We start from the raw sequence: 16,740 nt of genomic DNA on the forward strand, positions 1-16,740 counted from the left end.
ACCCAAGTTTACAATAAACTATTGAACTAAAAGATTGCAACCTCTGATATCAGAGTTGTCAAATCTACCCAGGATTTCAAAAGAACCATCTTGATGGAACTTGCCCAGATCTTGAGTAGCTATAAATGAACAGGAGTAATAATTGGCAAGATCAATGACATTTATTGCTCCTGTTTTTTTATTGTCCAATAATGAAAGAGGATCATTTGTATCTCTGATTAAGATCTTCATCCATGGCGGTGTATGAAAGAGACCATTTCCTTTGGAGTATCCTTGGGAAAGTAGTTCAGTCATCCCAAATTCGGAGTGAATGCTTTTAACATGGAAACCTTCACAGAGGATTTTATGTAGCTCCTCTCGAATCATCTCCTTCCTTTTACCTTTCATACCGCCTGTTTTCCATGACGATCAATTCGGGGAAATCTATATTGAAGTTTTCTACGAAATCCAATAAGGCGTAGGTTACTCCAAATAAAACTGTCTTTTTACCTTTATCTCTCAGTGTACTTAGTGTGTTAAATAAATCTTGATGGTTGTACAGGAAATATCCACTCTCGGTGTTATTGGATCTCTTGATCAGATCATCAACCATATAGATTAATGATGATCCAGATCGCTCTAGATAAGAAGGCAGTAGTGCAACAACAGCCATGTCCTCAACATTTCCGTAGAACAGTTCAAAAGCTTTCCTGAAGCTTTCAATATACAGATTTACATCAGCTACAAGATGTTGGCTGGTGATCATTCCAGTTGTACCAGAAGATGAAAATGTTATTTCTGGAGATTTTCCATCGGTAATAATGTCCTGGGATTTGAAAAACTGAATGGGTAGAAAGGGGATTTCTCGATAGCTTTTGATCTGTGATTTATCCACTTTTAAAATATCAATATACTGTTTGTAAACAGGATTACTTGTTGCCTGGTATCTAAATATATCAATGGCAATTTCATTAAACTCAGTTTCAGTCTTTATATTGAAAATTTTTTGTTGCAGTTCCATTGCTGCAAATATACGATAACCAAAAAGCAAAAAAGACCTCCGCGAGGAAGTCTTTTTATGGATTGATGAATAGGATTAAATTTTACAACATACCACCACATACAGGGATTACTTGACCTGTAATGTATGATGATAGGTCAGATGCCAAGAACAAACAAGCGTTTGCTACATCTTCTGGTTCACCAGCGCGTTTCAAAGGAATGTTTGCTTCCCAACCTTCTACTACTTTTGGATCTAAAACATCTGTCATTTCTGTACGGATAAACCCAGGTGCTACTACGTTTGTGCGTATATTTCTTGATCCCAACTCTTTAGCTAAAGATTTAGAGAATCCGATAATTCCAGCTTTGGAGGCAGCGTAATTTGCTTGGCCAGCATTTCCTTGAACACCTACTACAGAGCTCATGTTGATGATACTACCTTTACGGTTTTTCATCATTACTTTAGATGCTGCTTTAGACACGTTGAAAATAGATTTTAAGTTGATGTTGATGACATCATCCCAATTTTCTTCGGTCATTCTCATTAGCAGACCATCTTTGGTTATTCCAGCATTGTTTACGACGATATCAAGAGTTCCAAAATCGCTTACAATATCGTTTATCAGTTTATCTGCTTCATCGAATTTGGAAGCGTCTGAGCGGTAACCTTTTACTTTTGTTCCGAATTGTTCAAGTTCTTTTTCTAAAGCTTGACCTTTTTCTACTGATGATAGGTAAGTAAACGCCACATTTGCACCATTTTGGGCAAATACCTCAGCGATTTTACGTCCTATTCCTTTTGATGCCCCAGTGATTAAGGCTGTTTTTCCGGCTAACAATTTCATATAAATAATTATTAATGTTCAATACTATAAAGTCCACAAAAGTGGAAAATAAACTGCATAATACAAAAAATGTTGCTGAATAGAAAGGTTGCCGTGCCAAAAAAAATGGGTTTGTGGTAGAATTGAATAAGTATGTGGGGGAATATTGATAAAATCACAAATATTTGAAACGTTTCTGACAAATTTATTCGCTTAAATATAAACTGAATATTAATTTTGTATTTCATTTAAAAAACCATGGGTAAGAAAACAAAGAAAACGGAAGTCGACGTTGTATTGATTGGTGGAGGTATCATGAGTGCAACGTTAGGTACGTTAATTAATGAGCTAAGTCCAGACATAAATATTGAGATTATAGAACGTTTAGATGTTGTTGCTGCAGAGAGTTCAGATGCATGGAACAACGCCGGAACAGGTCACTCGGCCCTTTGTGAATTAAACTATACACCAGAACAGCCTGATGGAAGTGTAAAAATTGATAAAGCAATCAGTATTGCAGAACAATATGAAATTTCTAAGCAGTTTTGGTCTTACCTAGTCGAAAAGAATATCATTAAAAATCCAAGTCATTTTATCCGTCGTGTACCACATATGTCTGCAGTATTCGGTGAGAAGGATGTGAACTTCTTGAAGACAAGGTTTGAAACAATGACTAAGGAAAACTTATTCAAAGGTATGGAATATACTGAGGATAAGGCTTTGTTGAAGGAGTGGGTTCCATTGATGATGAATGGACGCTCAGATGATGAAGCAGTTGCAGCTACTAAAATGGAAATCGGTACTGATGTGAATTTTGGTGCTTTAACAAAAGATTTAATCACTTACTTAGATGGAAAGGATAATATTAAATTATCCCTTAATCAAGAGGTAAAAGATATAGACCGTGAAGACGATGGTCGCTGGGAAGTGGAAGTTAAAGACCTAAAAACTGGTCAGAAGCGTGAAATCTTAGCGAAATTTGTATTCATAGGTGCAGGTGGTCACTCACTATTATTATTGGAGAAATCTGGTATTCCTGAAGCAAAAGGATACGGTGGATTCCCTGTTGGTGGCCAATGGCTGAGATGTAACAATGAGGAAATCATTAAACAACATCACGCCAAGGTATATGGAAAGGCTTCTGTTGGAGCTCCTCCAATGTCTGTGCCTCACTTGGATACTCGATATATCGATGGCAAGCAAGCCTTGTTATTTGGTCCTTACGCCGGTTTTTCGACTAAGTTCCTGAAAAAAGGTTCATATTTCGATTTGCCAGCGTCAATTAAACTTTCGAATATTCGTCCTATGCTTTCTGCAGGATTGGATAACTTACCATTGACAAAATACTTAATTACCGAAGTTATGAAAAAGCCTCAGGATAAATTGGATTCATTGAAACAATTTATGCCAACTGCCAAAATGGAGGACTGGGAGATTGAAAAGGCAGGGCAACGTGTTCAGGTAATCAAGAAAGATCCAAAACATGGTGGTATCTTGGAATTTGGTACTGAAGTTGTTTCTAGCGCTGATGGTTCTATTGCTGCCTTGTTGGGTGCTTCACCAGGTGCTTCAACATCCGTAGCGATTATGATCAACCTGTTGAAGAGATGTTTTCCTGAACGTGCAAAATCGGACTCATACCGTAAGAAATTAAGAGAAATGATCCCTTCATGGGGTAAAAAATTGAATGATGATCCAACGTTATGTGAATCTACAAGAGCGCGTACATCTTCAATTTTACAGTTAGATAAATAACATAAGAATACTTATGGGGTGCTGATATGTCCTGTCGAAGAGACGGGACATATTTTTAGGCTGAGATTATACCCAATTCCGTTTTTTCGGAATGAACCTGATCCAGGTAATGCTGGCGTAGGAATAATAAGAATCCCTTCTTTAATCTCCATAAGTGCAAATCCTAATGCATATATTTTGGAGGAAATATTACAAAACATAATTCAAGCTTTTCAAGCAACCTCATGGTTGGAGCGTTTTTCTGTGCTTTGCGGCATTGTTCAAGTCTTGCTGTCCAAGAACAATAAGGTATCTAATTACTTTTTTGGCATCCTTGGTATTACTACCGGTATGATGGTTTTGTTCCACGCAAAATTGTATGCAGAAATTGCCTTACAGATCTATTATCTCATTATGAGCATCTATGGTTGGTGGTATTGGGTGAGTAATAAGCAAGCTAAAGAACAACCGATCACCAAGGCTTCGAAATCTGAATGGATGGTTGTACTTGGTATTGTATTTATCGGATTCTTTATTTTTTATTTCTTATTAAAAGGAATTACTGACTCTGATGTTCCAATTTGGGACGCTTGGGTAACCTCTACTGCATGGGCAGGAATGTGGCTTTTGGCAAAAAGAAAGATTGAGAACTGGATATTGTTGAATATCAGCAACTTATTTGCAATACCGTTGTTAATCCATAAAAACCTTTATCTATTTGCTGCCTTGACAACCTTTTTATTTATTGTTGCTATTTTCGGCTATCTAAAATGGCGGAAAATTATGGCGCAAGAACTTATTAAATCGCAAAATGCTTAATCAAGATACGATACAAAGAATACAAGAATTACAAGCTTCGGGAATAAAAAATAAAGCGCTTACTCGAGATCAAACTGGACCTTATATATTCAAATAATTGGTTCAACCTATGGGTTCCAAAAGAATTGAATGGTTTGGAAATTCCTTTTCTGGATGGATCGAACCTATTGGAAGAATTGGCATATTGGGATGGCGGATTAGCTTGGACGGTTACCTTGTGTGCAGGAGCAAATATGTTTGCCGGCTTTATCGATCCTCAATTAGCAAAATTGGTTTGGCAAGATCCTAAAGTCTGTTTAGGTGGAAGTGGTCGAGTAGGAGGAAAGGCAGAATTGATAGATGATAACTATGTTATTTCTGGTTTTTTGGAGTTATGCGACCGGAGCACCTCATTTTAACGCACTTTACATTGAACGCAGAAATAGTCGAAAATGGACAAGTGTTAAAAAATGACGCTGGTGAATCTGTTTATTATTCATTTTTTGTACCTCGTGAAGATGTATTGGTGCATTATGATTGGGATACATTCGGTTTGGAATGTACAGCAAGTCATTCTTTTTTCCCTAGATAAGATTCAAGTTCCGAAATCACATGCGTTTATTTTAGACCCTGCCTATAAATCATCTGATTCAGCTCTTTTTAATATTCCTTTTATGCCATTTGCAGAATTGACCTTGTTAATGAATTATACGGGTATGTTCAGGAGATTTTTGGATTTAATAGAGAAATATTATTTCGAAAAATCGAAAGATCAAGTTTGGGCGGAAAAGTTTAGTAAATCAAGATTTAGGCAGATAGATGAGATAAGGAGTGAATTTGATACAAAGGTACAGGTTTGTAAAAGAATTGGCTGGTAAAATTTGGGATGATGCCTTGTTGAATAAAGGTGGGGATGAAGAGATGTTTGCAGAAGTAGGAAGGGTTTCAAGGGAATTAGCGAAAGAGATTAGGATGAATGTGGCAGAGTTAATGCCTTTGTTAGGAATTAGAGCAGCGCAGAAGGAAAATGAGATGAATATTGTGATTCGAAATTTGTTTACGGCGAGCCAACATAGTTTGTTGAATTTGTAGGTGAAAATAAACCATGAAGATTATACGCAATCCTCATGGTTTATTTAAATAAATTTATGACATTGCTAATTGAAAATAAACCCAAGTTAGGGCATCTCGAGCATCAACCATATAATATCCATTTTTGCATTTGGATAATATAAAATCCAACCGAATTTGTATAGATAAGGTTCATAAATCTCTTTAGATTCTTTAACTCGATTATCACTTACCGGACTAGCTAATCTAAACTTGGTGAATTTCAATTAATTTGTCAGCAGTAATTGTTACTATTGGAAAGTCTGAACCATCCGTATATCTACCCTTTAAAAGGATACCTAGAAAGCCATAATCTTTTTTCGCGACCGTGTCTGTATCGAATCTTGGATTTATGATCAATCGATCAAAATCTTTTATGTTTCTAAGCTTTGCTATATCATCTTTTGTTCTTTGAGAAAAGCCAGTCCTTGATCCCCAAGCCCAAGAAATAACTGTACCTTCAAAAGTTTTTATTGGCATATGGTCATAGAAATTGGTTTACTTTCGTTAGTTATTTTTAAACCTTCCTCAAAGATTGCCTCATTATTATTTATGGATTTCAATTTTAAATCTGGAAAGACCTTATCCATGATTTTCAATGGAGTTAAAAATTTGATTTTTTCGCCATTAAAGTAATATCTATGAACATCAATTTCCATCCTTTTGCCATTATTTTTTCTAATATTAAATGTTTTTTTGAAGGGTGTCAATTTCAAGGTCGAATTGAATATTTTGATATTTTATATGGAAGAAGAATCTTGGAAAAATTTAGGATCTTTGATATTCCTTCTTTATCTTTCGAAATACTATTATTTTTAATTTTTTCCAGTTTTTCAGGTTTTCCTTTAATTAGCTTAAGAATTGATCTAGTAGTTTCACCTTCAAAAAATATCGTATCCTCTTTTCAAGTTTTTCACCACATACACTGAGTCGATATTGGAAGCTGAGTTTGCTAATTGAGCCTAACCTTGATGTAGATGGAAATTTGATTGCGGCATTAGATTCAATATTCTCAAAATTTATTGCGGAATTAGATAAAGTGTAAATTCTGAAGAAAGGTCACAAACAAAATCTACAGCATTTTCTGACTGAAAATTAAAAAAACCATAATGGACTGACTTATTGCCTTTCCCTTGGATAAAGAATTCCCACCCATTTTTATTTTCCAAAATTTCAGATTTTAATTTAACTAAATCAATTGAGGTATTTTCCCAAACTTTTTCAATCTCATAAGTTTCAAACGGATCTTTGGCACAATTTGAAAAAATTAGAACCAAAATAATACATATATATTTTTTCATTTCATTTTTAATTTAAGCGTATCCATGTTTTGCCATCTTTTATACTCACCATATCATAGAAATTAGTTCCTGTTTGATATGCATAGAATCCGGCAGGATCAAACCATAACTTTGTTAAATTCTTCAAGCGTGGCCAGGTTATCTTCAGGGTCAAATCCAGTAACAGGCATAAATTCTTTGAATACAATTTTGCCATCTATAGTATATAAAGTATTGAATAATGGTCCAACGTAGGAGGCACCAAACAGAAAAGTAATATATACAGCATCTAATGGGTCCAGATATCTTCTTGGTATAAAATAAGTGCCCACATATCCAGGGAATCTTTTTAGATTAGTTCCATCAATTTTACCATTTATAGTAAAACCGTTTGGAGATGTATATTGATAATTATTTAAGTATAATCTTCTTGCAGCGTCCTTATCAATAACTACCGGGGTAGGAGAGTTAAATATTTCAAGATTTTTGTTTTCTTCAATTAAAAAAACTTCCTTTTCCTTCAGCAGGATCTAAATTAAATTTATATAATCGATTTATAGTAAGGCCGTCAAGTTGAAAAGGATTTCTAAGAATAATACCATTTTCTGCAACCGCATATTCTGTTGTGAATTGTTTAAATCCATTAGAATCATAATAAAAAGAAATGGTATTGGTGTCAGTATTGATAGCGAATTGAATATCTTTCCCTTGATGTTTTTATTAGCTTATAGTAATATGGAAAATGATTTATTGATTCGAGCGAGTTGTTGAATTTAAAGGCTTTATTTATATAATCTTTACCTTGATTCTTGTTTGCCCTAATTAATATTAATTCGCTACCATTATGGTTGCCTTTTAACTTTATTGTATCAGATTTAAAGTCTAAAATCGAAAATTCAAAATCTGAAATTAGTCCGGCACCTCTAAATCCTCCATTCACAAAATCATCTGGATCTGATAAGATGTGTATGAATGAGTAAGTGTCAAAATACAGGCTCAATACTTGGTCAGCAGCAATTCTATACGAACTTTCCATCGGTACCAATGATTTTTTTTTCATCCAAAGCTGAATAAGTTAATACTCTATTGCTATTGTTGAATTCGAATTTAAACGTAAATCCTCGGCCTCCTTCCGGGAAAAGATATCCAATCCATCCATTTTCAGCACCTACTAATTGTTCTATATATTGAGATCGCAATTCATTGAGTTTTTTATCTGGTCGATCTAATATTTGATCAGTTTTTTTACAGCTAAAAAACACTGTAAATACCAGTATTAATAAATATATATTGGTTTTCATTATTGTTTAATTTGAGTGATGTTTTTAATAGCATTTTGGACTTCGAATTGGAATGTTTTAAAATCGACATTAAATGCATTTTTGAAATAATTTTCAATAATAGATTGTTTCGATTTATAAATATGAGCAACGTCGGGGTTTGAACTGATCAACTTATTGTACTCTTCCTGTCCTTTAATAAGTAGAAAAGTGACCGTTTCTGCAAAATCTTCTCTTTCAGATGACTTTGCATAACTAGATACTAATCCTTCTGTTTGTGCTATAAATTCTGGAGTGTTAAACCATGTTTCAGTATACCATTTTGTGCTTAGTCCCCTCCATTCTTGTGGATAATGAATAGTTTGATGCAAAATATGGACATATTCATGATGAATAGTATGGAGCATCTGTTTGACAGACTCTTGATTTCTAATAAAGAAATTGTTTACATTATAAATGTTAATTCTGGTTCCCCCTTCAGCACTACCTAAAACTATTCCTCCTGTATTCTGAAATTCTGGTGAACCAACCAGTACAAATTTTGTTATTGGATGTTTTTTTAAGAAGTCCTTACCACCAATTTTTTCATATGGTTCCATCCAAATTTTTTTGATAGCAGAAAGAACTGGTTCAACTTGGAATTCCATTGGTGGGACCAATGTTCTGTTGAAATTGATTTCAAATGGGCTCCATTTGTATTTAACTTCAATATTGTAGGTTTTTATAAAATCATTGTATATGATATTATCAATCTCTGTTCTTACCCATCTTTCTCCTCCTAAATCTATTATTTTGTCGGATGGTAATGAATCATTTTTTTTGCAGCTCGTAAGAACTGTAAGAATAATAGAAAATAAAATAAGTCTTTTCATCTGTTTAATTATTTAGGTTTATCTAGGATTTGGTTCGATTCCTGACATGATCACTTCATCTGGGATTTGAAATATTCTTCTTGGGCTGTTTATTCCTAAAAAGTATACCTCCTTATCATCATGAGACCGGTGTGTAACTGGAATTTTATGTCTGATGATATCTAGCCAACGTAAACCTTCAAACACAAATTCCCTTCTTCTAAAATCAATTGCCGTTTTAACAATGTTTTCTTCAAGATCTGATGATCCATAAAACAAGTTGATTCTAACGCTATTGATTGTGTGGATAGAAGGAATATAAATTGGGATACTGAATGTATAAAATACTTTATGCTTAATAAATATGTTTAAATCCTCTATTGCTCTATCAATTTTTTTTATTCTAGCGTATGCTTCAATTCTATTCAACATTAATTCATCTGCAGTAAATAAAGGGATCATATTATAGGGCACTCCATAGCTGGCGTTAATTGATGCTTTTACAAAATGTTCTCTGAATTTTGGAACATGTAAAAATTGTTCTGTTCCAAAAAGAGTGTATCCATAAAGACCAGAAGAAACGTTTGGATTACTGAATAACTCAGTTACTAATTCAGTTGTTAATCCATATCTATTTTGGACCATATTTCTACTCCAAATAGTTGGTGCTTCTACGAGTAATAGATTTGTAGGTGTCGAGGAGTCTGAGTAATAACGCTGTTTATTGAAATATTCTAATGATCTAAAATCTTCATGATTTATTTGCCTCAAATAATTTTCAAGATTTGGCCCTAAAGCTAAATCAGCGTGATTAGCAGCTTTTTCATAATCTTTTTTAAATAGATAAAATCTTGTAGCGAAAGCATGCGCAGCTGCAGTATTAAAATGAAACTTTGGAACTTTATATTTATTGTCATCTAACAAAAGGATTCCTTCAGTTAGATCTTTTTCGATCATTTCATAAACGTATTTAATTGTTTTACGTTCATATTTTTTGATTACAATATTTTCAGGTTCAGTAACATAAGGTATTCCTGGCAATTTGTCTGCGGTTTCTATTTCATAGTTTGGAGCAAAAATAATTGCCAGCATATGATGAGCATAAGCTCTAGCAACAAGAGCTTCTCCTTTCAAGTAATTTGTTTCTTTTGGATTATTGAGTTTTTCAATTGCTTGAAGAGCATGATTTGCTGTACTGATTGCTTTATAAGCTGCATACCAATAAAAAGTTGGTGAGTCTTGTTCTCGAGCTTCTACATCTTGAAATTTCCATGGATTCTGATTTAATGGATCTCCAGTGCTTCTTGCCATCCCTTTATCTCCGGCGTTATCTGAAGCTGCCTCCATAAAAGGAATGTAGTTTCCTTGAGGATATGCAGAGGTTAATAATTCTGCAATTTTAGTAGGTGAATCTAGTTCCGTTCTTAAATCAGGTGGTGTTTCAAGGAATTTTGTACACCCTGATAAAATAAATCCCAATAAAATTATTGTATAAAATTTTCTTTTCATGGCTAAATCTTTTAAAATCCAACTTTTAAGGATAGGGTAAATTGTCTGGGTAATGGTAATGCTACACCTCCTGATCCATAGAATTCAGGATCTTGGCCGTTTAATTTAGGGTCAGCATATAGAAGGAATAAATTGTTTCCCACAACATTTAGAGACAGATTTTTTAATCTATATTTTTCTAGGTATGTTTTCGGGATATTATATGATAATGTTATTTGTTTCATTCTTACGAATGATCCATCAGCTACCCTAACATCCGAATAGTTATAAGCATTATACACTTGATTCCCAGAGATTCTAGAATTTGTTCTAGTTGTTGCTATTGAAGGAGAGAGGTTTTCAAGAGGTGCAATAAATCTATTCAAGAAATCATAGGGCATAGCATCTAGGTCACTATATGTATTTCGGTAAACTGGGTTAAGACGGACTTTATTTCCAGCGCTATAAGTAATTAAGAATGAAAGATTAAAGTTTTTAAATCTGAAATCATTAAAAAATCCACCGTTGATTGTAGGATCGACTGGACCCTCGTATTTTAAATATTGTGTTTGGATACTTTGTAAAAATACATTTTCACTAATTTCATTGTTTTCATTAACATATAAAGGTGTACCTAATTCCTCATTTAATCTGACGAAATCAATGGAAAATAAACTTCTATGTGGATAACCGACCCTTGTAGCACCAACACTATTTACAAGATTCCAAATATTTGGCTCGTTTCTGATGGATGTAATTTTTGATTGGTTGAATGCATTTGTTAATTGTGTTTTCCAAGACCAATTATCTTTATTAAAAACATTTGCCCTAAAGAATATTTCTAATCCTCTTGAATGCATATTTGCATAATTAGCGAATTTGACGGCTTCACCTCCGATTCCCGATATTCTCATTGGCCCTATCAGGTCAAATCCATTTCTGTTATAGAAATCTAGCACGACTTGAAATCTGCGATTTAAAAAAGTTGCGTCTAAACCAACATTTGTTTCATATTGTTTTTCCCAGGTTAAATCGCTGTTTTCTAGAAAATTGATGTTTATAACAGGTTCTTGGTCTTTCAAAAATGGTCTATTAACAGAGTTTGACCTTAAAACTAAACTTGCATTGGTAGCTGGTCCCATACTAGCAGTCAATCCGTATGTTCCTCTCAAGGATAGGGTATTTATAAAAGATTGATTCTGCATAAACTTTTCTTGGTCTATAATCCAGGAACCAGATAAGTTCCATGTAGGAAGCCATCTAGCGACCTTACTGCTTCCCAATTGATTTGAACCATCATATCTTACTGTTCCAGTGAATTGATATTTTCCTTCGAAAGAATAGGTGGAATTTGCAGCGAACGCAATAAATCTGTCACTAAATAAATTCATCTTATAATATGGGAGATTACCTTCAACATTCATTTTAATCATTGCAGGGTCAATGAACGGCACTCCGCCTTTTTCAAATTGATAACCTACTCCCATGTTCTCTTTAGACATTCTGTCCAAAAAACGTAATTCCTGGATAGCAAAACCAGTAAAGTAATGTTTGTTAAAGGATTTATCCCAATTCAAGCTATTCCTGAAGTAGTAACTCTTTAATACATTTTCACTAGTGATATAGAATCCGCCATATGGTAAGACTGAAACCGGTCTAGAATCTGGATCATCAAGGTTTCGATATAGAAATCTGTTTGCGTCCGAAATGGTACTATTTTCAATACCATCTGTTCCATATTTTGTACCAGCTCTATAAGCATTCGATAAATTTGATCTTTCATAAATTTTATGCTCATTACCTGTGGACGCATACCTGTAAGCACCAATAAAGTTATATTTCAAATCCTTCAAAAGGTTATAGTTTAGCTCACCTTGGACTTTTAAATCTAACATCTTTAACTCCATATAATTTTTTTCTAATTCATCGAGAATATTGAAAGGAGCATAGTTCATGGTAACAAATTCATGGTTACCATTTTCATCATAAGGAGTAATAACTCTTGATGTATTTAGGGCATAGGAGTATGGATTAATATCAAAATCTCTGGACACTACTCCTGTTACTGGGTTGCTATCCTGTCCAAGTGTTCCAGGTGCTTTTTGATCTCTGATAGATCCTGTAGTAATTAATCCAAATGTTAACCTATTACCAATTTTATAATCACTTCTTATATTAGCTGTATATCTTTGGACACCATTAGCTTTTGCCCAACCATTATCTTGTAAAAAGGAGGTAGAATAATAGGTTTGAACATTTTCATTTCCTGTAGAAAAACTCAACGAATGTTCTTGCATCAAAGAATTCTGAAATAAATGCTTAAACCAGTCCGTATTTACATATACATATCTTTTCAAAAATTCTTCCCTTCCTTCCGGAGTATTTTCTATTAAAACTGTCCCATCCTCTTTCCAAGTAACTAATCCTCTAGATAAATTTCCATAGACCCCCAGAATTCATGTTGTTTTTGATTAGTGCATAATCAATCGCACCTTTTCTGGCTATTTCGGAGTAAATTGACATTTGATCATAAGAATTCACTATATCAAACTGCGAATAAGATGGTCTTAGATAGGTTGTTGCATTACCTAAATAGGATACCGCTTGTGTTCCGGCTTTACCTTTTTTTGTGGTAATGATAATTACGCCGTTCATGGCTCTTGCTCCGTAAAGGGATGTTGCTGCGGCGTCTTTGAGGATTTCAAAGCTTTCGATATCATCGGGGTTTATACCTGCTACAGATGATCCTAATAGGGTAGAGGCATCCCCAGTTGACAATTGGTCATTGGAAATGTTCACGACATCTTCTAATATAATTCCATCGATTACCCATAGGGGTTTATTGTCACCGGTAATGGATGTTGCCCCGCGGACCCTAATTTTTAGGGCAGCTCCAAATGTTCCTGAAACATTCTGAACCGATACACCTGATACTTGACCTTCGAGCATTCTGGAAACATCCGGTACCCCGAAACGTTGAGCATCCTCCGCTTTAACTTTGGTTGCTGCACCAGTAAATTTTCTTCGGTCTATGGTCTGGTATCCTGTTGCTACGACATCGACAGTTTCAAGAGTCTGTTGGTCTCTTGTCATGGCTATATTCAGGCTTTTTCTTCCTGCTACAGAAATTTCTTGTTTTTGGTAGCCCAAAAATGTGATTACGATAATATCGGTGGATTTAGCAATAATTTGATATTCACCTTTTTCATTGGTCGTAGTACTGGTGTTTGTTCCTTTTATTGTGATTGATGCACCTGCTAAAGGATTGCCATTAATATCCTTCACGGTTCCTTTTATAATTTCTTGGGTTACTTCAGTGGATACAATAAGTTTCTCATTCTTTTGAGAAATGGTGATCTGATTGTTTTGAACTGAGTATTCCAATTTGTCTTGTGGAATAATTATTTCTAGGACTTGAGATAATGTTCCTTTATTAATATTGACGGTGACAGGTCCAATAATCTTGGTCACTCGGTCATTATAAAAGAATTGATAGTTAGTTTGGTTTTTTATTTCATTCAGAACCTTTTTGAGTGAGGCTTTCTGAAAGTTTAATGAAATTAGTTGGTCATCTGCTTTTACTATTATGGAATATACCAATAACAGTATCAGAAGTATAACAAATTTTGCCAGTTTAGAAAGGAAAGTTAAGTCAATACGTTTCCTTCTTACCATTTTTGTGGTAGCTAAATTGTACTGCATTTTAAGATTGATTTAGTTAATAATTGGTTTTTTTAGTTTGATGGCTTTTTTACCTAGGTTGCCATTCCTAATGATTTCTTTAAGTTTTCATAATTTTTGTATTTATAAGTAATTGAGATAATAATCCCCCATTATAAGATTCTAAGGGGGATTTATTTGAATATATTAGCTGGCTGGATCTTGAAAATACGCCCATGTTAGGGCATCTCGGGCATCAACTAAAGTATATCCCACACCTGTTTTAATCACATAAAATCCTATTGGATTGTAGATATAAGATTTAGCAATATTCATAGCTTTCAAAACTTCAGGGATTTCTGACTCCTCCGTTTCCAATAAAATTATAAATCTTATAATGCCTGTATCAGATGTTTCAGATAAAAATCCTTGAGTGCTCCCTGGATTTATGCCATGTAAATTTATTCCTATATACCAAAAATACTTGTCAGCAGGTTCAAAATAATCGTAATTGGGAGCTAAACTAAAGTTTGTATAATTAGGTAGTTTTGTAAATCCTGCAATATCTGGCTTGCCTCTTTGGCTGAAGACTTCGTAAGATACCCACCATAGCCTTTTAGTTCTATCTCCTTCTAAATCTTTCACAGGTTTTAGATCATAAATTTTGGGAGCTTTTTCATTTGTAATTCTTATTTCTCCTTTAGCTTTTAAACCCGAGTTGTCAAATTCTAAATTTTCAAAGACTTTAACTTGTAATCCATCCAGTGTAATAGGTGATTCTAATGATAATCCATTTCCATTAAAATAATATCTTACTCTTTTCGATATTGGATTTTCATTGTTACCTGAGATAAAATTAAGAGAGCGATACAATGTGTCAATTTCCAAACCAAATGTTTTCCCTCCTTGGTGATAATGGAAGAAATAGCGTGGCATATTGGCTAATTGTTTGATTTTATCAAAATCTAATTCAATAGAATTATTTTTTAGAAGTGCTAATTTTTCAGCTGAGCATTTCGTCAATTTCATTAACGAACTATGAATTTCACCTTCTAAAAAGATAGTGTCTGCATCAATCTTTTTAACGGTATATATAGTATCAATTAGCTTAGCATCTGCTGCGAGGTTTCCGAATTTTGATCTCTCCGGAAAACTAAGTGATACATTAGATTGGACAATAGAGATATTATAGTTTGTCTTGTCGAATTTTGAAAAGTTTTTAGAGAAATCTCCAATAAAGTCGGATGAATTTTCGGAGTTAAACCCAAGGTAGCCGTAAGTAATCGTTTTATTTTTACCATAAGCTATCGTATATTCCCAACCAGTTTTGTTGGAAGCCAAAGCATCTTTAAAAAGTTTTAGATTTTCTACAGGGTCAGGCCATACTTTATCTACTTCAATAGGTTGCAATTGGCCTTTTTTGCAGGAATATATTAGCGATAGAAGGATAAAAAATATAATATATTTTTTCATAATAAGTTAATTAAATCTAATCCAGACTTTACTGTCTTTGATACTTACTAAATCATAATTTTCTTTGCCGGTTTGATAGACATAAAACCCATTAGGGTCAAACCATAAATTGTTTTGCTGAATAATGATCTTTTCAAGTTCTTCTCCTGGATCGATGCCAGTCAACAATCTAATCGGTTTAAAGGAAAGTATTCCCTGATCATTATAATTGGTAGTAAATAATGGGCCAACATTAAAGTCTTCTCCATAAATCACATACAATGCATCTATTGGATCAATATACCTTCGAGGTACAAAAACTAAAAAATTGAAGAGCGGGAATTTTCTGATCCCTAGTGAATCTTTTTTGCCTTCGATCGTAAATCCATGACTTGAAGTATGATTTTTATTTGTTAGGTACATCCTTCGGGGTGCCTCTTTGTCTATTATCAATGGTTTGTCAGAATTCGAAAACTTGATTTCCGTTTTTCCATTTATTTTTGCTGTTGCACTATTAGAGGTTTTGTTGATATTGAAATCATCAATATAGTTGATCCGGAGATCTCCCGCTATAAATGGGGTTTTAAGGACGATTCCTTTGCTTGACATCGCATATTCTGTATAGAAGGAATTAAACAATCCATTTTCACTATGATAAAATGAAATCGTATTTAATTCGGTGTTTATAATGGCACCATATTCTTTGTTGTTAAGTATTACGTTGTTGTAATAATGCCTTAATTGATTTATATCATCAATTTTATTGTTTAAATTAAATGCATCCTTGATAAAGTTATCGCCTTCATTATCTTTCGCACGAATAAGAATCAGTTGACTTTCATTATGGTTTCCCCTTAATTTCATGGTATCTGCTGAAGATTCTATGATAGCGAATTCAAAGTCAGATATTTTACCGCCACCTCTTCGTCCGCCACTCTTTGACTCATCGGGGTCGGCCAATTGATGGAGGTATGAATAAGTGTCAAAATATAGACTTACGAGTTGATCAGCTACAAGCCTATAAGAACTTTCGTCTGGAGATTCAGCTTTTTTAGCATCTATGGTTGCATATGTTTTTACCCTATGCTTATCATTGAATGTAAATTTGAAGGTATAACCTCCTCCACCTGCTGGGAATAAATATCCGATCCAACCATTTTTGGCTCCTGTAAGCTGTTGTGAATATTGATCTCTAAGCTGATTTATTTTAGCATCCGGCCGTACTCCTTCAAATTCTTTTTTTACAAGAAGCAATAGTCAGGATGAAAAAAACTAAATATTT

Annotated in this window: 21 protein-coding genes; 5 read left to right on the forward strand and 16 right to left on the reverse strand. The window is 34.0% G+C overall.

Features of this window, described 5'->3' with window-relative positions; translation table 11 throughout:
• Positions 1 to 18: 18 nt before the first annotated feature.
• The 3 genes from FGL31_RS28935 to fabG form a co-directional block, all read right to left on the reverse strand.
• The gene (locus FGL31_RS28935) at positions 19 to 387 is read right to left on the reverse strand and encodes a hypothetical protein (RefSeq protein ID WP_317130996.1); all 369 of its coding nucleotides are present in this window, start codon (positions 385 to 387) and stop codon (positions 19 to 21) included.
• Positions 377 to 1,000 carry a hypothetical protein gene (locus FGL31_RS28940; protein WP_317130997.1) on the reverse strand — a complete coding sequence of 208 codons (624 nt, stop codon included), beginning with the start codon at positions 998 to 1,000 and terminating at the stop codon, positions 377 to 379. Before FGL31_RS28940 ends, FGL31_RS28935 begins: the two co-directional genes overlap by 11 nt.
• Positions 1,001 to 1,082: 82 nt before the next feature.
• A complete protein-coding gene (gene fabG / locus FGL31_RS10385) occupies positions 1,083 to 1,826 on the reverse strand; it encodes a 3-oxoacyl-[acyl-carrier-protein] reductase (protein WP_138091238.1) in 744 nt (247 codons plus the stop codon).
• A gap of 237 nt (positions 1,827 to 2,063) precedes the next feature.
• Here fabG and FGL31_RS10390 point away from each other — a divergent pair, with 237 nt between their 5' ends.
• The 5 genes from FGL31_RS10390 (at position 2,064) to FGL31_RS10410 (ending at position 5,429) form a co-directional block, all read left to right on the forward strand.
• Positions 2,064 to 3,560 (forward strand): malate:quinone oxidoreductase, encoded by a 1,497-nt coding sequence (locus FGL31_RS10390; protein WP_138091240.1) that lies wholly within the window; start codon positions 2,064 to 2,066, stop codon positions 3,558 to 3,560.
• 177 nt (positions 3,561 to 3,737) lie between these two features.
• Positions 3,738 to 4,358 (forward strand): nicotinamide riboside transporter PnuC, encoded by a 621-nt coding sequence (pnuC, locus tag FGL31_RS10395; protein ID WP_197734193.1) that lies wholly within the window; start codon positions 3,738 to 3,740, stop codon positions 4,356 to 4,358.
• 134 nt (positions 4,359 to 4,492) lie between these two features.
• Positions 4,493 to 4,756 carry an acyl-CoA dehydrogenase family protein gene (locus FGL31_RS10400; RefSeq protein WP_138091242.1) on the forward strand — a complete coding sequence of 88 codons (264 nt, stop codon included), beginning with the start codon at positions 4,493 to 4,495 and terminating at the stop codon, positions 4,754 to 4,756.
• Between the two features lie 11 nt (positions 4,757 to 4,767).
• Complete coding sequence (locus FGL31_RS22635) at positions 4,768 to 4,929, forward strand: hypothetical protein (RefSeq protein ID WP_171017618.1); 162 nt, start codon at positions 4,768 to 4,770, stop codon at positions 4,927 to 4,929.
• Between the two features lie 239 nt (positions 4,930 to 5,168).
• Positions 5,169 to 5,429: a hypothetical protein gene (locus FGL31_RS10410; protein WP_171017619.1), complete on the forward strand. Its 261-nt coding sequence runs from the start codon at positions 5,169 to 5,171 to the stop codon at positions 5,427 to 5,429.
• Positions 5,430 to 5,654: 225 nt separating this feature from the next.
• On the opposite strand, the gene FGL31_RS10415 is transcribed toward FGL31_RS10410, so the two are convergent.
• The 13 genes from FGL31_RS10415 to FGL31_RS10470 form a co-directional block, all read right to left on the reverse strand.
• A complete protein-coding gene (locus tag FGL31_RS10415) occupies positions 5,655 to 5,927 on the reverse strand; it encodes a hypothetical protein (RefSeq protein ID WP_138091248.1) in 273 nt (90 codons plus the stop codon).
• Positions 5,918 to 6,106, reverse strand: coding sequence for a hypothetical protein (locus FGL31_RS10420; protein ID WP_232046595.1), 189 nt, complete (start codon positions 6,104 to 6,106; stop codon positions 5,918 to 5,920). The genes FGL31_RS10415 and FGL31_RS10420 overlap by 10 nt, the downstream gene beginning before the upstream one ends.
• A gap of 360 nt (positions 6,107 to 6,466) precedes the next feature.
• A complete protein-coding gene (locus FGL31_RS10425) occupies positions 6,467 to 6,748 on the reverse strand; it encodes a hypothetical protein (protein ID WP_138091252.1) in 282 nt (93 codons plus the stop codon).
• A gap of 98 nt (positions 6,749 to 6,846) precedes the next feature.
• Complete coding sequence (locus FGL31_RS10430) at positions 6,847 to 7,059, reverse strand: hypothetical protein (RefSeq protein WP_138091254.1); 213 nt, start codon at positions 7,057 to 7,059, stop codon at positions 6,847 to 6,849.
• A 163-nt stretch (positions 7,060 to 7,222) separates the two neighbouring features.
• Positions 7,223 to 7,426, reverse strand: coding sequence for a hypothetical protein (locus FGL31_RS30515; RefSeq protein ID WP_512745623.1), 204 nt, complete (start codon positions 7,424 to 7,426; stop codon positions 7,223 to 7,225).
• Positions 7,404 to 7,763, reverse strand: coding sequence for a DUF4302 domain-containing protein (locus tag FGL31_RS27805; RefSeq protein ID WP_171017620.1), 360 nt, complete (start codon positions 7,761 to 7,763; stop codon positions 7,404 to 7,406). Before FGL31_RS27805 ends, FGL31_RS30515 begins: the two co-directional genes overlap by 23 nt.
• The gene (locus FGL31_RS27810; RefSeq protein ID WP_138091258.1) at positions 7,747 to 8,028 is read right to left on the reverse strand and encodes a DUF4302 domain-containing protein; all 282 of its coding nucleotides are present in this window, start codon (positions 8,026 to 8,028) and stop codon (positions 7,747 to 7,749) included. The genes FGL31_RS27805 and FGL31_RS27810 overlap by 17 nt, the downstream gene beginning before the upstream one ends.
• Complete coding sequence (locus tag FGL31_RS10445; RefSeq protein WP_138091260.1) at positions 8,028 to 8,879, reverse strand: substrate import-associated zinc metallohydrolase lipoprotein; 852 nt, start codon at positions 8,877 to 8,879, stop codon at positions 8,028 to 8,030. Before FGL31_RS10445 ends, FGL31_RS27810 begins: the two co-directional genes overlap by 1 nt.
• Positions 8,880 to 8,897: 18 nt before the next feature.
• Positions 8,898 to 10,367 carry a RagB/SusD family nutrient uptake outer membrane protein gene (locus FGL31_RS10450; RefSeq protein ID WP_138091262.1) on the reverse strand — a complete coding sequence of 490 codons (1,470 nt, stop codon included), beginning with the start codon at positions 10,365 to 10,367 and terminating at the stop codon, positions 8,898 to 8,900.
• Positions 10,368 to 10,378: 11 nt separating this feature from the next.
• The gene (locus FGL31_RS10455; protein WP_138091264.1) at positions 10,379 to 12,703 is read right to left on the reverse strand and encodes a SusC/RagA family TonB-linked outer membrane protein; all 2,325 of its coding nucleotides are present in this window, start codon (positions 12,701 to 12,703) and stop codon (positions 10,379 to 10,381) included.
• A 70-nt stretch (positions 12,704 to 12,773) separates the two neighbouring features.
• Positions 12,774 to 14,048, reverse strand: coding sequence for a SusC/RagA family TonB-linked outer membrane protein (locus FGL31_RS10460; RefSeq protein ID WP_138091266.1), 1,275 nt, complete (start codon positions 14,046 to 14,048; stop codon positions 12,774 to 12,776).
• A gap of 165 nt (positions 14,049 to 14,213) precedes the next feature.
• Positions 14,214 to 15,479, reverse strand: a complete 1,266-nt coding sequence (locus FGL31_RS10465; protein ID WP_138091268.1) for a DUF4302 domain-containing protein — start codon at positions 15,477 to 15,479, stop codon at positions 14,214 to 14,216.
• Between the two features lie 6 nt (positions 15,480 to 15,485).
• Positions 15,486 to 16,712 carry a DUF4302 domain-containing protein gene (locus FGL31_RS10470; RefSeq protein ID WP_138091270.1) on the reverse strand — a complete coding sequence of 409 codons (1,227 nt, stop codon included), beginning with the start codon at positions 16,710 to 16,712 and terminating at the stop codon, positions 15,486 to 15,488.
• Positions 16,713 to 16,740 lie beyond the last annotated feature (28 nt).

It is taken from the genome of Sphingobacterium daejeonense (assembly GCF_901472535.1).
Taxonomy (GTDB): Bacteria; Bacteroidota; Bacteroidia; order Sphingobacteriales; family Sphingobacteriaceae; genus Sphingobacterium; species Sphingobacterium daejeonense.

Excerpts from the sequence above, each read along its gene's own strand:
- FGL31_RS28935 (WP_317130996.1), bottom strand. The coding sequence starts at position 387 with ATGAAAGGTAAAAGGAAGGAGATGATTCGAGAGGAGCTACATAAAATC.
- FGL31_RS28940 (WP_317130997.1), bottom strand. The coding sequence starts at position 1,000 with ATGGAACTGCAACAAAAAATTTTCAATATAAAGACTGAAACTGAGTTT.
- fabG (WP_138091238.1), bottom strand. The coding sequence starts at position 1,826 with ATGAAATTGTTAGCCGGAAAAACAGCCTTAATCACTGGGGCATCAAAA.
- FGL31_RS10390 (WP_138091240.1), top strand. The coding sequence starts at position 2,064 with ATGGGTAAGAAAACAAAGAAAACGGAAGTCGACGTTGTATTGATTGGT.
- FGL31_RS10415 (WP_138091248.1), bottom strand. The coding sequence starts at position 5,927 with ATGCCAATAAAAACTTTTGAAGGTACAGTTATTTCTTGGGCTTGGGGA.
- FGL31_RS10420 (WP_232046595.1), bottom strand. The coding sequence starts at position 6,106 with ATGGAAATTGATGTTCATAGATATTACTTTAATGGCGAAAAAATCAAA.
- FGL31_RS10425 (WP_138091252.1), bottom strand. The coding sequence starts at position 6,748 with ATGAAAAAATATATATGTATTATTTTGGTTCTAATTTTTTCAAATTGT.
- FGL31_RS27805 (WP_171017620.1), bottom strand. The coding sequence starts at position 7,763 with ATGGAAAGTTCGTATAGAATTGCTGCTGACCAAGTATTGAGCCTGTAT.
- FGL31_RS27810 (WP_138091258.1), bottom strand. The coding sequence starts at position 8,028 with ATGAAAACCAATATATATTTATTAATACTGGTATTTACAGTGTTTTTT.
- FGL31_RS10445 (WP_138091260.1), bottom strand. The coding sequence starts at position 8,879 with ATGAAAAGACTTATTTTATTTTCTATTATTCTTACAGTTCTTACGAGC.
- FGL31_RS10450 (WP_138091262.1), bottom strand. The coding sequence starts at position 10,367 with ATGAAAAGAAAATTTTATACAATAATTTTATTGGGATTTATTTTATCA.
- FGL31_RS10460 (WP_138091266.1), bottom strand. The coding sequence starts at position 14,048 with ATGCAGTACAATTTAGCTACCACAAAAATGGTAAGAAGGAAACGTATT.
- FGL31_RS10465 (WP_138091268.1), bottom strand. The coding sequence starts at position 15,479 with ATGAAAAAATATATTATATTTTTTATCCTTCTATCGCTAATATATTCC.